This is a genomic window from Methylobacterium sp. 391_Methyba4 (assembly GCF_029691625.1).
In the GTDB taxonomy this organism is placed as follows: domain Bacteria; phylum Pseudomonadota; class Alphaproteobacteria; order Rhizobiales; family Beijerinckiaceae; genus Methylobacterium; species Methylobacterium fujisawaense.
Genome location: NZ_CP121475.1, coordinates 2,505,699 through 2,519,993, shown reverse-complemented (window position 1 = coordinate 2,519,993; position 14,295 = coordinate 2,505,699). Strand labels below are relative to the sequence as shown.

Genomic DNA, 14,295 nt, shown 5'->3' with positions numbered 1-14,295 from the left:
ACGCCTCGTTACACGGGTTCACCGACGCCTTGGGGAAGGCTGATGCCGGAGACGCAACGCCCCGTTTACCATTACAAGACTAAACTCAGGCAGCGACTGCCGATACCCGAGCCCTCGACTGGCCCCAGAAAACGTTAACCGAATGGTTACCGCGCCCGTCGCTCACCGCGTCCACCATCCTGCCGCACGGGAGGGGTCCGGCGCGATCCCCACCCGGCGAATCAGGGGGTGAATTGTGTGGATCAGATCCGCAATCCCCGACGAATCCGGATGCCGGGAGCCCGAGCATGCAGGCCATCGACCCCGCGGAACTGGACGCCCAGACCGGTGGCGACGCCGAGCTGGCCCGTGAGGTCCTGGATCTGTTCGCCGGCCAGTGCCGGTCGATCCTGCCGCGCCTCGCCGACCCGGCCGTGCCGCGGGACGCGCGCGCCGACCTCGCCCATACCCTGAAGGGCTCGGCCGCCGGCGTCGGGGCCGTGCGCGTGCGGGCCCTGGCGGATGCCGCGGAGGCGCGCCTGCGGGACGGCACCGGGCCCGTGCCGGTCGACGACCTCGCCGACGCGGTCGCGCAGGCGCTGGCGGAGATCGCGGAGGCCCGGGCCTGACGGGGTCGCCGCAATGCGGCGATCGATCCGGGACCGGTGTCTAATGCCGCGCTTGCATTCCGCGTTTCCAGCCGCCAAGCAGGCACGCCGCCCGTCGGACAGAGTGCGCTCGACGCGAGCCCGGAGCCCCCAGCATGCCCAAGATCACCTACGTCGACCACGCCGGGACGGAGCGGACCGTCGAAGGCAGCGTCGGCGCGACCGTGATGGAGACGGCTCTGCGCAACAACGTGCCGGGCATCGACGCGGAGTGCGGCGGCGCCTGCGCCTGCGCCACCTGCCACGTCTACGTCGCCGACGCGTGGATCGAGGTGGTCGGCAAGGCCCAGGACATGGAGCAGGACATGCTCGACTTCGCCAGCGACGTCCGCGAGAATTCCCGCCTGTCCTGCCAGATTAAGATCACCCCGGCGCTCGACGGACTCGTGGTGACGACGCCGTCCCAGCAGGGCTGACAGGCCCTCCGATCGCGGAGCGGCCGGGCCACGATGTCGCGGAGCGTCCCGATCCTCCCAGCCGCACCCTCATCCTGAGGCGCCGGAGCGCAGCGGAGGCCTCGCAGGAGCCCTCCAGTCAGCGCCGCGGTCCCTCGCGCCCGCCTTCGAGGCCCGCAGACGCGGGCACCTCAGGATGAGGCCGCGGATCGGCGCGACGAAGCCGGGGCATACCGAGCCTCACCGCACCAGCGCCCGGGCCGCCGCGTCGAGCCCGTCCAGGGTGAGGGGGAACATCCGGCCGGCGATCAGCCGCTGCATCATGCCGATCGACTGGGTGTAGCCCCAGTGCGTCTCGGGCACCGGGTTCAGCCACGCCGCCTTCGGGAAATGGTCGAGGAGCCGCTGCATCCAGACGGCGCCGGCCTCCGCGTTCCAGTGCTCCACCGAGCCGCCCGGCGTCGCGATCTCGTAGGGGCTCATCGAGGCGTCGCCCACGAAGACGAGCCGGTAGTCGCTGCCATAGGTGCGGATCACGTCGAGCAGCGGCGTCTGCGCCTCGTGCCGCCGCCGGTTCTCGGTCCAGACCGCCTCGTAGGGGCAGTTGTGGAAGTAGTAATGCGCGAGGTGCTTGAACTCCGAGCGCGCCGCCGAGAACAGCGCCTCCGCCTGCGCGATGTGCCAGTCCATCGAGCCGCCGACATCGAGGAACAGCAGCACCTTCACGGCATTGCGCCGCTCCGGCCGCAGCTTCACGTCGATATAGCCCTGGCGGGCGCTCGCCCGGATCGTGCCGTCGAGGTCGAGTTCCTCGGCCGCCCCCGTCCGGGCGAAGCGGCGCAGGCGCCGGAGGGCGAGGCGTAGGTTGCGCGCGCCGATCTCGCGGTCGTCGTCGAGATCCTTGAATTCCCGCTTGTCCCAGACCTTCACCGCCCGGAAGTTGCGGTTCCCGTCCTGGCCGATCCGGATCCCCTCGGGGTTGTAGCCGTAGGCGCCGAAGGGCGACGTCCCGCCGGTGCCGATCCATTTCGAGCCGCCCTGGTGGCGCCCCTTCTGCTCGGCGAGCCGCTGCTTCAGGGTCTCGAACAGCGTGTCCCAGCCGAGCGCCTTCAACTCCGCCTTCTCGGCCTCGGTCAGGTACTTCTCGGTGAGCTTGCGTAGCCACTCCTCGGGGATCGCCGCGGGCTCGACCGCCTCGCCGAGGGTCTGAAGCCCCTTGAACACCGTGCCGAACACCCGGTCGAACCGGTCGAGATGCGCCTCGTCCTTCACGAGCGCCGTCCGCGACAGGAAGTAGAACGCCTCGACATCGTGCCCGGCGAGGCCCCGGTCCAGGGCGCCGAGCAGGATGAGGTACTCCTTCAGGGAGACGGGGACCTTGGCGTCCCGGAGGGCCGTGAAGAACTGCAGCAGCATCCCGGGAGAACGCGCCAGCCGGGCGCCTGGGTCAAGCCCGCGCGAATCGGCCAAGGCCGCGCCGGGCGGCGCAGGACTTTCTGGGCCGGATTTCGAGTCTTCGGCGATGGTCGACAAGATTCATCGTCGTCGACGCGGCCGGATCTCGGGCCGAAGCGAGTCTCTCCGGGCCGATGGGACTCATAACCTGGGTATAAGTTGTCGAATCTGTTGATATGTGCCCGGACAAGCCTCGCCCGGTCACTCATTCGGTCATGGGAATCGCTCAACTCGGGGCATCGAGTGTGTGCGGACGCGGCGACGCGGTCCGGACCGGACTGGCGAGGAGACCTGCGATGGCGGTCATCCTGCGGAATCTGACGGAATTCAAGCGGTTTCTCGGGAAGCCGGGGGCGACGATTCAGCTGGTGCGCAACACCTTCATGGATCGCCAGCCGGAGGCGACCCGGGACGCGTATCGCGACAAGGGCATGTATGCCCCTCGGGCGGTGCAGGCCCTGTCGCGCAAGGCGGCGGTCTTCACCCTGCGCGGCTATCCCGGCACGGTCTGGCTCTACTGGGACAAGGGCGCCCGCGGCTGGCGCTTCTCCGGCGACACCGTGACGGTGCCCCTGGTCACCGGCCTCGGGCCGGCGGACGAGCTGGTCTACCGGTGCAGCTTCGCCGACGGGTTCGAGCCGGCGCCGCGCAGCCGCGTGACGCGGCGGCCCAAGCACGAGGACGCGCAGCCCGCCCTGATCTGACGGCATCCGCGGCTTGCGCGCACCGGCCCGCTTCAGGCCATGCCGGCCGCCGCGGCGGCGCGTGCCGCCCGCGTGAGTCCGGACGCGACCTTGTACTCCGTCGGCGTCTGCCCGAAGCGCTCCTTGAAGCGGCGGGAGAAGTGCGCCTGGCTGGCGAACCCGCATTGATACGCGATCAGGCCGACCGGCACGACGCCGTTGACCGGATCGGCCAGCTTCGCGTGCGCCAATTGCAGACGGCGCTCCCACATCCAGTCCATCAGTGCGATGTTCTCCGCGCTGGCCACCTCCTGAAGCCGGCGGACCGAGATATTGAGCGCGGCCGCGACATCGTTGATCGACAGGCCCTCGACGCCGATATGGTCGATGATGAAAGCCCGCGCCCGGCTCAGGATCGCGGCGCCGCCCAGGGACCGGGGCGCGTCGGACTCCACTTTCTCCGCAAAGCCGGCCGCGATGAGTTGGACGGCAATCGCAGCCACGCGCGCCTGGCAGGCCGGATCGAGGGTTGCGCCGTGCTTGATCAGCGCGGACAGGTACGAGACGATGATAGGAAAGCTGGTCTGCGTCGCGTCGATCGACAATCCCGTCAGGCACCGGGCCGGCCCCATCGCCAGCTCCAGCACGGCCCGCGGGATGAAGACATTGATGATATCCAAGCCTTCAGGATGGGCACCCAGGAAGGGCTGAGTGTTGTCCAGGAGCGAGATCCCGCCGGTACTGGATCGATGGTATTGACCGTGATCCAGATTGAAGGTCCGCTCCGACGCCAGGATGACGAGATAGAAATCGTTATCCGACGACCGGATGTGAGACCGCGTCCGGACCATGGCGTGGGGCGATCCGACGTAGTGCGCGATCGTGAGGTTGTCGACGGTCAGAGTGTTCAACGCGGCGCGAAAGTTCTTTCGGTCCAGATCCACGAACTCGAAACTGCCGAACATGGTTCGGCATGCCTCAACCCAGTAATCGAAACGTGTCTGGAGCGGCACCGCGTCCGTGTTCATCCGCACGGTCGCGTATTCTGATATGTCCCGATCACCGCCGACCCGCGGAAATCGGCCGTCCCCCTCATACATCGCGACCTCGCTCGACGCCGCACGCACGGATCGGCGGGAAGACCCGGATGGCGAGCCGGTCTTGCGCCGCCGGTTGAACGTTACGTGACGCGCAGAACATCAGGAGACCGCTTTTAGCCATCACGGGCTTCACCTCGCATCAGACGCGCACCGGTCGAATGCCGCAATCCTACATGGCGAAATCTTGAGCCAATCTCACCTGCAATCGCACCGCGCCCTCAGAGGCACCTGCGGGCGAAGACAAAATTCGCAGAGATCGAATCGATGTCAGCCAAACAAAGAATTACTTAGGCAAATATTCCGTAATATCGTATTTGAACACGCGACCCCTAGCAGCACGCACTACAGACTTCACGCGAAAAAAATTTGGCGCCGCTTTCTGTTCGAATCAATCGCGTCGAAAGATTTCGACGTCTCCTGCGCCTGCCGGCCGCCGCCGCAGCACGACTTGGCTGAAGCTGGGAAGCGGCCGGCGTTGGACGTGGCAGGACCCGCAACCGGGCCTGGGACAGCCACGCAGTCGTGATCCTGACCTTGGTCGGGCGGCGGAATCGGCGCGCTCTCCGGTTCCGCAGACGGACAACGGACGCACCACCGCGGCAGCGCCCCGCTGGTTCGGCAGGGCTGCGGCTCACGCCTCCTGTCATGCCTCCTGTCACGCCTCCTGGCCGGCCGCCTCCTGGCGCTCGGGCTCGCGCTTGGCCGGCGGCTTGCCCAGAGCCTTGCCCACCGTGCGGCGGGCACGGAAGATCGGCTTCGCCTCGTTCTCGCGCTTCTTCAGCAGGGTCCGGTACTCGTCGCGCCGCTCGTGGATCGACGCGATGACGAGCCCCATCGGGACGCCGACATCGACCAGCACGGCCTCCGAGAGCTGCAGGGAGGCCTCGATCGTCTCCGGCACCGCGTCGTCGACGCCGAGTTCGTAGAGGGACGACGCGTGACGGGCGTCGCGGGCACGGGCCACGATGGTCAGGTCCGGCCGCTCGGCCCGGGCCGCCACCACCGCCGCCTCGACGGCGCGCGGGTTGTCCAGGGTGACGACCAGGGCCCGGGCCGTGGCGATGTCGCAGCGGCGCAGCATCTCGGTGCTGCCGCTGTCGCCGAAATAGACCGGCGCCCCGGCGCGGCGCTGCTCGGCCACCCGCGCGGCGTCGGAATCGAGGGCGAGGTACGGGATCTGGTGCCGCTCCAGCATCTCGCCGACCTGCCGGCCGACGCGGCCGAAGCCCGCGACGATCACCCGGTTGTCCACCCGCTCCGGCACCGGCTCGGCCTTGGCGGCGGCCTGGGCGCTGGCCGTCGCCCGCATCTTGAGCCGCCGGCCGACGGCGGCGAGCGCCGGGATCATGATCATGGTGACGGTGGTCACCACGAGGGCGGCCGCGCCGACCTCCTCCGGCACGAGCCCGGTGGCCATGGCGCCGCCGATCAGCACGTAGGCGAACTCGCCGCCCGGCCCGAGCAGCAGCGCCGTCTCCAGCGCCACGGGCCGGGGGATCTTCAGGACCGGAGCCGCCATCATCACCACGGCGGCCTTGATCAGGACCAGCGCCAGGGACAATCCGAGGATCGCGCCGGGACTCGCCATGAGCTGGGCCGGGTCCAGGTTCATGCCCACCGAGACGAAGAACACGCCGAGCAGGAGGCCCTTGAACGGGTCGATCGTCGCCTCGATCGCCCGGCGGTACTCGGTCTCGGCCAGCAGAAGGCCGGCCACGAAGGCGCCGAGCGTCATCGACAGGCCGCTCGCCGCCGCGGTGAGCGCCGTGCCGACGATGACCAGCAGGCAGGCGGCCATGAACAGCTCGGTGGAGCGCGTGCGCGCCACCAGCTGGAACAGCGGGCGCAGGGCGAGGCGGCCCGCCACCACGATCAGGACCAGCGCGATCGCCGCCTGCCCGAGCGCCATGGCCAGCGCCCAGCCCTTGTCGCCGCCGTCGTCGCGGCCGAGCACCGCGATGGCGAACAGGACCGGCGCCACCGCCAGATCCTGGAACAGCAGGACCGCGAAGCTGGTGCGGCCGGTGGGCGCGTTCAGCCGCTTCTGCTCGGCCAGCACCGGCAGCACCACGGCGGTGGAGGACAGGGCGAGGCCGATGCCGACGATCGCCGCGCCGGTGAGCGGCACGCCGAGCCCGTACAGGATCGCCCCGAGGATCAGCGCGGAGCAGCCCACCTGCAGGGAGCCGAGGCCGAAGACCAGCCGGCGCAGCACCCGCAGGCGCTCCCAGGACAGCTCGATCCCGATCATGAACATCAGGAAGATCACGCCGAATTCAGCGAGGTGCGCGATCTCGGCCCGGTTGCCGATGGTGAAGAGGTGAACGGAGGGATAGGTGTCGGCCAGCCGGCCGAGGCCGAAGGGTCCGAGCAGGGCGCCGGCGCCGATGAAGCCGAGCACCGGCGAGATCCGCAGGCGGTGGAACAGCGGCACCACGATGCCCGCTGTGACGAGGAACAGGATCGCTTCCTTGTAGGAGCCGGCATGGACCTCTGGCATCGGCGGCGGATCGAACCTCGTCTCTCGGGGCTGCGGGGGGACGCCGATCACGGCTTCGCGATCATGGGTCGTCGCCGTGCTGCGGGCAACCGCTTTCAGGCCGGGAACGGGCCGGCGCAGGTGCGCTCCGACACAAGCCGGATACATCGATCGGGTGAGACATTTCCGCCACCGGGGCGATGCTGCGGGCGATCACCCGGTGGATGTGTACGGCGGGTGTGTGCAACGCGGCTCAAAATCGGCACAATGGGCACATACACGCCTGAGTTAACCGGGGGTTAAGCTCGGCCGGGCCCTGCCCGGAACTGGACCGGATGGATGCGACGAGGCCGATGATCTCCATCAAATCGATATTCTCCGGTCCGACAGCGCCCCCCAGCCGCGATCGCGAGCGCGAGAAGCGCGAGTGGAAGCTTGAGTCGGACCGCTGGCGCCACCAGCGCCACGTCGAGAAGGGCTACCGCATCAAGTGGGGCTACGTGGCAATCGCGTACCTCGTCGAGTTCATGGTGATCGGCGCCTCGCTCTGGGGCGCGTGGCTGTTCGCAGGCGTCTACAGCGACGGCGACTGGCACGCCTTCTACTTCATGCTGCTGGCGCCCCTGGTCTACGCCGCGGTGGAGCTGTGCCGGGTGCCGCTGGGCATCCTGGCGCGCACCCAGCGCTCGCATTTCGTGCGCGGGCTGGCGGTGCTGGGCATCATCTTCGCGGCGGGCGTGACCACCAAGTCGGTGTCGCAGCTCGGCGAGATGATGTTCCATCCCCGCCTGATGGAGGCGGCCCGGACCAAGACGGCCCTGAAGGACGCCCAGGCCGACCGTGCGACGATCGGCGACCGCATCAAGGCGGCGGACGAACGCGTGGCCCAGTACACGGCCGAGCTCGACCAGATCGAGAAGCGTTCCGCCGACAACGCCCAGCAGCTCGCCGGCCTGCCGGCCCAGCGCTGCGAGCGGGTCTTCGGCACCAACAGCAAGGGCCGGAAGTACCAGAACCTGAAATGCGTGGCCGATCCGCGGGTCGCCGCCCTGTCGCAGGGTGTCGCCAAGGCGTCCGCCGACCGCGCCGGGATGATCAAGGACCTGGAGGAGGCCCGCAAGGCCCGCGCCGCCCTCGATCCCGGCGCCGCCGACCGGCGCGTGGCCGATGCCGAGCAGGGCTACCGCAACGCGGTCAACCGCTCGCAGCTCCATTCCTTCACCGCCATGGTCTACGGCGTCGACCCGATCGACGTGACCGAGAGCCAGGTCCACGCCTTCCTGCGGATCTTCGTATTCCTGCCCGCGGTCTGCGCCGCCTTCGCGTCGACGATCCTGGCCCTCTGCGCGGTCTCGACCCGCCGGACCTTCATGGACGAGGACGACCTCGGCGCCGCCGTGAACCCGGAAGCGGCGCCGTACATGCTCGACGCGATCGCCGACGCCCTGCGTTCGAACCCTGAGCCGATCCTGCCGCGGGCCGCCAACGCCTCGGGGGCGGTGATCCCGATGAACCGCCCGGCGCAAGGCCAGCAGGCGCTGCCCAACCAGGCCCATCCGGGCCAGACCCTCCCTGCCGCTGGAGCCGGCGCATGAACTACGTCGCGAGCGGGACCCCCGAGAATATCGCCCTCGCCCAGCAGGTGAATTCCCGCCTGCGGGCGGATTCGAGCTACGTCGCCGCCCGGGCCTTCCTGTTCCGGGCGCTGGGTTTCGGCGCCTTCGCGTGCCTCGCCGGGATCGGCATCGGGGCGGCGGCCTATGGCTGGGCGACGCTCAACCAGTTCGACACCGCGGCGGAGAAGATCGCCGCCGCCATGCAGGCCGCCCTCTCGGACGTGACCCTGAAGACCAAGGGCGAAGTCACGCTGACCGACAACGTCTTGAAGCTCGAAGGCCTGCCCAAGGCATCCGCGTCGCCGACCCCCACCAAGGCGCAGCTCGGCAGCGACGCGGCCCCGGCCTCGAAGGCGACGGTGAACACCACCTTCACGGTGTTCAAGCAGGTGCCCTATCTCGACGGGCAGATCGTGACCGGCTGGAACTTCAAGGACAGCGCCGACCAGCCCTACCAGCAATATTGCTACTTCTCCCGCCGCACGGCCGAGGCGAAGGGGCAGGTCGAGATCAAGATCGACCTCGCCATGGACGGCAAGACCCTGCCGCAGCCGCAGAAGTCGGACGTGAACCTGGAGATCCTGGCCCGGAACTGCGTCTGGCACGAGAAGGGCTGACCAGGTCCCGAGGTTGAGCTCGGATCTCCACCCTCATCCTGAGGTGCCGGAGCGCAGCGGAGGTCTCGGAAGTGGCCTCCATCCGGCCGCGCGTTCCCCAAAAGCCTTCCTGCGGGGCTCGCTGACGCGGGCCTCGCAGAATGCGGACGCGGGTCGGATCCGGCGCCGCGCTTGCGGCCCGGCTGCGCGCCGCGTTACCCCTGGGCTCAAGCCCCTCTCTCCGAGACCGCGATGCGCTTTTCCGGAACCGAGACCTACGTCGCGACCCCCGACCTCACCGCGGCGGTCAACGCCGCGGTGGTGCTGGAACGCCCGCTCCTGGTGAAGGGCGAGCCCGGCACCGGCAAGACGGTGCTGGCCGAGGAGATCGCCAGGGGACTCGGTGCGCCGCTGATCGTCTGGAACATCAAGTCGACCACCAAGGCGCAGCAGGGTCTCTACGAGTACGACGCGGTCTCGCGCCTGCGCGACTCCCAGCTCGGCGATCCCCGGGTCTCGGAGATCGGGAACTACATCCGGCGCGGCAAGCTCTGGGAGGCGTTCACCGCGCCCGAGCGCCCGGTCCTGCTGATCGACGAGATCGACAAGGCCGATATCGAGTTCCCCAACGACCTCCTCACCGAACTCGACCGGATGGAGTTCCACGTCTACGAGACCGGCGAGACCGTCAAAGCCGTGCGCCGGCCGATCGTGATCATCACGTCGAACAACGAGAAAGAGCTGCCGGACGCCTTCCTGCGCCGCTGCTTCTTCCACTACATCAAGTTCCCCGACGCCGAGACGCTGCAGCGCATCGTCGACGTCCACTATCCGGGCATCAAGCACCGCCTCGTCGAGGAGGCCCTGCGGACCTTCCTGGCGATGCGCGAGGTGCCGGGCCTGAAAAAGAAGCCCTCGACCTCGGAACTGCTCGACTGGCTGAAGCTCCTCGTCTCCGAGGACATCGCCCCCGAGACCCTGCGCGAGCAGGACAGCCGCAAGCTGATCCCGCCCCTGCACGGGGCGCTCCTGAAGAACGAGCAGGATGTCAGCCTCTTCGAGAAGCTGGCCTTCATGATGCGCCGGGACCAGCGCGGCGGCTGAATTCGCGTGAAGACCCGAGGACTCCCGCCAGAGGAGCCCGGGACAGGGACGGAGCGTGCGGCATGGGCGAGATCGCGATCGTCGGCGGCGGCGTGATGGGGCACGGCATCGCCCTGGTGCTGGCGCTCGGCGGCCACGGCGTGCGGATCACCGACACGTCACCGGAGACCCGCGCGCGGGTGCCCGGCCTGATGGAATCGGCGCTGGCCACCCTGCAGGAGGCAGGGGCCGCGCCCGCGGGCTGGGATGCCGGGCGACTGGCACGGGCCGTCCGGGTCGAGGCGACGCTGGACGCGGCGGTGGCGGGCGCCGGCCTCGTCATCGAGGCGATCACCGAGAATCCGGAGGCCAAGCGCGCCCTGTTCGCCGAGCTCGACCGGCTCTGCCCGGCCGACGTGATCCTCGCCAGCAACACCAGCTATCTCGACGTGTTCCCGCTGATCCCGGAGGCCCGGCAGGCGCGGGCGCTGATCCTGCACTGGTACACGCCGCCCTACATCGTCGACCTCGTCGACGTGGTCCCGGGGCCCGGCACGGATCCGGCGGTGGTCGCCGCCATGGCCGACCTCGTGCGCGGCCTCGGGCAGGTCCCGATCGTGCTGAAGCGCTTCATTCCCGGCTACATCGCCAACCGCATCCAGCAGGCGATCAGCGCCGAGGTGTTCCGGCTCCTCGACGAGGACGTCGCCGCGCCGCGGGACATCGACGAGGCGATCATCCACGGGCTCTCCTTGCGCATCCCGATCCTCGGCCACCTCGCCAAGGCCGACTTCACCGGCCTGGAACTGACGCAGCGCGCGCTGGCCAACGGCAGCTACGCGCCGCCGCCGCCGCGCACCCGCTCCGAGACCCTCGACGCCCTCTGCGCCGCGGGCCGGACCGGGGTGATGGCGGGGCGCGGCTATTTCGACTGGGGCGGCCGGGCGCCCGCGGAGCTGTTCCGCGAGCGCGACCGCAAGCTCCTGGCGCTCAAGGCGGCGATGGCCGGGATCGGCCGGATGGAGGGATCATGATCGGAGCGGACCTGTCCGGACGGCGCGTCCTCGTCACCGGAGCCTCGTCGGGCATCGGGCTGGCGACCGTCGAGATCTTCGCCCGGAACGGCGCCGCGGTGGCGCTGAACCACCTGCCCGACGATCCCCGCGGTCCCGCCGAGGCCGCGCGACTTGCCGGGACGGGGCTCTCGGTGCTCGCGCTGCCCGGGGATGTGTCGCGGGCGGGCGAGGCCGAGGCGATGGTGGCGGCCGGGATCGACCGGCTCGGCGGCCTCGACGTGCTCGTCAACAATGCCGGAACGTCGGGCACGACCACGCCCATCGCCTTCGAGGATCTCGACGCGATGAGTGAGGATTTTTGGGCCACGATCCTGGCGACCAACCTCCTCGGGCCGTTCCGCTGCGCCCGGGCCGCGGCCGCGACCCTCAAGGCGAGCCGGGGCGCCATCGTCAACACCGCCTCGGTGGCCGGGCTCGGGCGGCGGGGCTCCTCGGTGGCCTACGCGGCCAGCAAGGCCGGGCTGATCAACCTGACCCGCAGCCTCGCCCGGGCGCTGGCGCCCGACGTGCGGGTCAACGCGGTGGCGCCGGGCCTCGTGGCCACGCCCTGGACCGAGCCCTGGTCGGAGGCACGCAAGGCCTCGACGGTGGAGCGCACGATGCTCGGCCGCATGGCCCGGCCGGAGGACATCGCCGAGACGATCTTCTTCCTCGCGGCGGGGGCGGCCTACATCACCGGCGAGACGATCACGGTCGACGGCGGGGCGATCTGAGCCCGGGGAGGATACGATGTCGAGCACCACCGTCATCACCTGTGCCCTCACGGGCTCCTTCGACACGCCGAAGAAGAACCCGGCCGTGCCGGTGAGCCCGAAAGCCATCGCCGAGTCGGCCCTCGAGGCCGCCGCCGCCGGGGCCGCGGTGGTCCACATCCACGTCCGCGATCCCGAGACCGCCGCGCCCAGCATGGAGTTGGCCCATTACCGCGAGGTGGTGGAACGGATCCGCGACCAGAACGACAGCGTGATCCTCAACCTGACCACGGGGGCGGGGGGCCGGTTCGTGCCCGGCGATCCCGATCCGGCCGTCGCCGGCCCGGGCACCACCTTCGTGAGCCCGGAAGCCCGCACCCGGCACGTGGCGGCACTCACACCCGAGATCTGCACCCTCGACGTCGCCACGATGAATTTCGGCGAGCACCTGTTCCTCAACACCCCCGGCCACCTGCGGGCGATGGCGGGTCACATCCGGGCGGCGGGGGTGAAGCCGGAGATCGAGGTGTTCGATCTCGGCCAGATCGAGCTGGCCCGGCACCTGATCGCCGAGGGGCATCTGGCCCGCCCGCCGCTGTTCCAGATCTGCCTCGGCATTCCCTGGGGAGCGCCGGCGACACCGGAAGCCCTGGTGGCGATGCGCGCCCGGCTGCCGGAGGACGCGGTCTGGTCGGCCTTCGGCATCGGCCGGGAGGAGTTCCCGATCCTCGCGGTCGCCGCCGGCATGGGCGGCAACGTCCGCGTCGGGCTGGAGGACAACCTGTACCTGTCCCGCGGCACGCTCGCGCCGAGCAACGCCGCGCTGGTGGAGAAGGCCGTGAGCCTGCTGGCCCATATCGACCGTGCGCCGGCCACGCCCGATCAGGCGCGGGCGATCTTCGGGCTGGCGCCGCGGGGCGGTTGAGAGTCCGGTCGCCGCCGCTCACCCGTCATCACGTGCGCAGCGAAGACGGGGTGGCGCCTCGGAGAAGCGAATGCCCGTCCGCGATCACCGAAGCGTCGTCGCGGGCGGGGAAGGCGGCCCCTGACGGAACGCCCGCATCCTCACGCGTTGCCGTATCGACCGCGATCCCCCCCGGATAGTCTGCACCCTGAGAAGAACCGAGCGGCGATCAACGCCGCCGCGTTCGGACAAACAGGGAGAGAGACATGACGGTCCGCCACCACGTCGCGCGACTGCTCGGGAGCTTGTGCGCGCTCGGCGCCGGCGCCGCCTTCGCGGCCGACCTCGTCCCGGTGAAGATCGGCGTCCTGAACGACCGCTCGGGCGTCTACTTCGATTCCACCGGCGAGGGCTCGGTGGTGGCCGCCCGCATGGCGGTCGAGGACTTCAAGCCGGAGGCGCAGGGGTTGAAGGTCGAGGTCGTCTCCGCCGACCACCAGAACAAGCCCGATGTCGGCGCCTCCGTCACCCGGCAATGGTACGACCGCGACGGCGTCGACGCGGTGTTCGACGTGCCGACCTCCTCGGTGGCGCTCGCCATCGCGCAGATCACCAAGGAGAAGAACAAGGCCTTCATCAACTCGGGGGGCGGCACAGCCGACCTCACCGGCCCGGCCTGCACGCCCAACACCGTGCACTGGACCTACGACACGGCGGCGCTCGCCAACGGCACCGGCAAGGCGATGCTCAAGCGCGGCGGCAAGACCTGGTACTTCATCACAGCCGACTACGCCTTCGGCCTCGCCCTGGAGCGCGACACCAAGGCCGTGGTGGAGAAGAACGGCGGCACGGTCGTCGGCGGCGTGCGCACGCCCTTCCCGAACCCGGACTTCTCCTCGTTCCTCCTCCAGGCCCAGGCCTCGGGGGCGCAGGTGATCGGGCTCGCCGATGCCGGCCTCGACGCCGCCAACGCCATCAAGCAGGCGCACGAGTTCGGCATCCGCCAGGGCGGCCAGAAGATCGCCGCCCTGCTGATCGCCATCACCGACATCCACTCGCTGGGCCTGGAGGTGGCGCAGGGGCTCGACTTCACGGCCTCGTTCTACTGGGACCTCAACGACGGCACCCGCGCCTTCGCGGAGCGGTTCGAGAAGCGCATGCCCGGCAAGAAGCCGACCTCGTACCAGGCGGGCGTCTACGCCAGCACGCTGCACTACCTGAAGGCGGTGGCGGCCCTGCATTCGGCCAAGGACGGCGCCGCCGTGGTGGCCAAGATGAAGGAGATGCCCACCGACGACCCGCTGTTCGGCAAGGGGACGATCCGGCCGGACGGGCGCAAGATCCACCCGATGTACCTGTTCGAGGCCAAGGCGCCCTCCGAGTCGAAGGGCGCGTGGGACCTCTACAAGGTGCTGGAGACGATCCCCGCCGAGCAGGCCTTCCGCCCGATGAGCGAGGGCGGCTGCCCGATGGTGGCCGGCATGACCGCGAAGTAGGGGCCCGAGCTATCCCACCAAACCCCTCAGCCTGAGGTGCCGCGCAGCGGCCGCGAAGGAGGGCTCCAGGGAT

The 14,295-nt window shown here is 69.7% G+C and carries 13 protein-coding genes; 10 read left to right on the top strand and 3 right to left on the bottom strand.

What is annotated here, in order from left to right; genetic code table 11:
- The first annotated feature begins 287 nt into the window (after positions 1 to 287).
- Together P9K36_RS11695 and P9K36_RS11690 are read left to right on the top strand one after the other, a co-directional pair.
- Positions 288 to 608 carry an Hpt domain-containing protein gene (locus P9K36_RS11695; protein ID WP_043347408.1) on the top strand — a complete coding sequence of 107 codons (321 nt, stop codon included), beginning with the start codon at positions 288 to 290 and terminating at the stop codon, positions 606 to 608.
- Between the two features lie 134 nt (positions 609 to 742).
- Positions 743 to 1,063, top strand: coding sequence for a 2Fe-2S iron-sulfur cluster-binding protein (locus P9K36_RS11690; RefSeq protein ID WP_043347410.1), 321 nt, complete (start codon positions 743 to 745; stop codon positions 1,061 to 1,063).
- A 219-nt stretch (positions 1,064 to 1,282) separates the two neighbouring features.
- On the opposite strand, the gene P9K36_RS11685 is transcribed toward P9K36_RS11690, so the two are convergent.
- A complete protein-coding gene (locus tag P9K36_RS11685) occupies positions 1,283 to 2,458 on the bottom strand; it encodes a VWA domain-containing protein (RefSeq protein ID WP_043757158.1) in 1,176 nt (391 codons plus the stop codon).
- Between the two features lie 335 nt (positions 2,459 to 2,793).
- Between P9K36_RS11685 and P9K36_RS11680 the strand changes: the two genes are divergently transcribed.
- Complete coding sequence (locus P9K36_RS11680) at positions 2,794 to 3,201, top strand: hypothetical protein (RefSeq protein ID WP_043347415.1); 408 nt, start codon at positions 2,794 to 2,796, stop codon at positions 3,199 to 3,201.
- 32 nt (positions 3,202 to 3,233) lie between these two features.
- Here P9K36_RS11680 and P9K36_RS11675 read toward each other — a convergent pair whose 3' ends face one another.
- The gene (locus P9K36_RS11675) at positions 3,234 to 4,208 is read right to left on the bottom strand and encodes a helix-turn-helix domain-containing protein (protein ID WP_236962128.1); all 975 of its coding nucleotides are present in this window, start codon (positions 4,206 to 4,208) and stop codon (positions 3,234 to 3,236) included.
- Between the two features lie 727 nt (positions 4,209 to 4,935).
- Entirely contained in the window at positions 4,936 to 6,780 is a 1,845-nt protein-coding gene (locus tag P9K36_RS11670) for a cation:proton antiporter (protein ID WP_043347418.1), read from the bottom strand.
- Positions 6,781 to 7,094: 314 nt separating this feature from the next.
- Here P9K36_RS11670 and P9K36_RS11665 point away from each other — a divergent pair, with 314 nt between their 5' ends.
- The 7 genes from P9K36_RS11665 (at position 7,095) to P9K36_RS11635 (ending at position 14,222) form a co-directional block, all read left to right on the top strand.
- On the top strand, positions 7,095 to 8,354 hold the full coding sequence (locus tag P9K36_RS11665) for a hypothetical protein (RefSeq protein ID WP_043347420.1): 1,260 nt from the start codon (positions 7,095 to 7,097) through the stop codon (positions 8,352 to 8,354).
- The gene (locus P9K36_RS11660) at positions 8,351 to 8,992 is read left to right on the top strand and encodes a hypothetical protein (protein WP_043347422.1); all 642 of its coding nucleotides are present in this window, start codon (positions 8,351 to 8,353) and stop codon (positions 8,990 to 8,992) included. Before P9K36_RS11665 ends, P9K36_RS11660 begins: the two co-directional genes overlap by 4 nt.
- Before the next feature lie 231 nt (positions 8,993 to 9,223).
- Positions 9,224 to 10,075: a MoxR family ATPase gene (locus tag P9K36_RS11655; RefSeq protein WP_043757156.1), complete on the top strand. Its 852-nt coding sequence runs from the start codon at positions 9,224 to 9,226 to the stop codon at positions 10,073 to 10,075.
- A gap of 62 nt (positions 10,076 to 10,137) precedes the next feature.
- Entirely contained in the window at positions 10,138 to 11,088 is a 951-nt protein-coding gene (locus tag P9K36_RS11650) for a 3-hydroxyacyl-CoA dehydrogenase family protein (protein ID WP_043757154.1), read from the top strand.
- Positions 11,085 to 11,843, top strand: coding sequence for an SDR family oxidoreductase (locus tag P9K36_RS11645; RefSeq protein ID WP_043347437.1), 759 nt, complete (start codon positions 11,085 to 11,087; stop codon positions 11,841 to 11,843). Before P9K36_RS11650 ends, P9K36_RS11645 begins: the two co-directional genes overlap by 4 nt.
- Positions 11,844 to 11,859: 16 nt before the next feature.
- Positions 11,860 to 12,747, top strand: coding sequence for a 3-keto-5-aminohexanoate cleavage protein (locus tag P9K36_RS11640; protein WP_043757151.1), 888 nt, complete (start codon positions 11,860 to 11,862; stop codon positions 12,745 to 12,747).
- A 245-nt stretch (positions 12,748 to 12,992) separates the two neighbouring features.
- Positions 12,993 to 14,222, top strand: a complete 1,230-nt coding sequence (locus P9K36_RS11635; protein ID WP_043347444.1) for an ABC transporter substrate-binding protein — start codon at positions 12,993 to 12,995, stop codon at positions 14,220 to 14,222.
- Positions 14,223 to 14,295 lie beyond the last annotated feature (73 nt).

Coding starts and splice junctions, on each gene's coding strand:
- P9K36_RS11635 (WP_043347444.1), top strand. CDS start 12,993: ATGACGGTCCGCCACCACGTCGCGCGACTGCTCGGGAGCTTGTGCGCG.
- P9K36_RS11670 (WP_043347418.1), bottom strand. CDS start 6,780: ATGCCAGAGGTCCATGCCGGCTCCTACAAGGAAGCGATCCTGTTCCTC.
- P9K36_RS11655 (WP_043757156.1), top strand. CDS start 9,224: ATGCGCTTTTCCGGAACCGAGACCTACGTCGCGACCCCCGACCTCACC.
- P9K36_RS11660 (WP_043347422.1), top strand. CDS start 8,351: ATGAACTACGTCGCGAGCGGGACCCCCGAGAATATCGCCCTCGCCCAG.
- P9K36_RS11690 (WP_043347410.1), top strand. CDS start 743: ATGCCCAAGATCACCTACGTCGACCACGCCGGGACGGAGCGGACCGTC.
- P9K36_RS11640 (WP_043757151.1), top strand. CDS start 11,860: ATGTCGAGCACCACCGTCATCACCTGTGCCCTCACGGGCTCCTTCGAC.
- P9K36_RS11665 (WP_043347420.1), top strand. CDS start 7,095: ATGGATGCGACGAGGCCGATGATCTCCATCAAATCGATATTCTCCGGT.
- P9K36_RS11695 (WP_043347408.1), top strand. CDS start 288: ATGCAGGCCATCGACCCCGCGGAACTGGACGCCCAGACCGGTGGCGAC.
- P9K36_RS11650 (WP_043757154.1), top strand. CDS start 10,138: ATGGGCGAGATCGCGATCGTCGGCGGCGGCGTGATGGGGCACGGCATC.
- P9K36_RS11645 (WP_043347437.1), top strand. CDS start 11,085: ATGATCGGAGCGGACCTGTCCGGACGGCGCGTCCTCGTCACCGGAGCC.
- P9K36_RS11680 (WP_043347415.1), top strand. CDS start 2,794: ATGGCGGTCATCCTGCGGAATCTGACGGAATTCAAGCGGTTTCTCGGG.
- P9K36_RS11685 (WP_043757158.1), bottom strand. CDS start 2,458: ATGCTGCTGCAGTTCTTCACGGCCCTCCGGGACGCCAAGGTCCCCGTC.
- P9K36_RS11675 (WP_236962128.1), bottom strand. CDS start 4,208: ATGAACACGGACGCGGTGCCGCTCCAGACACGTTTCGATTACTGGGTT.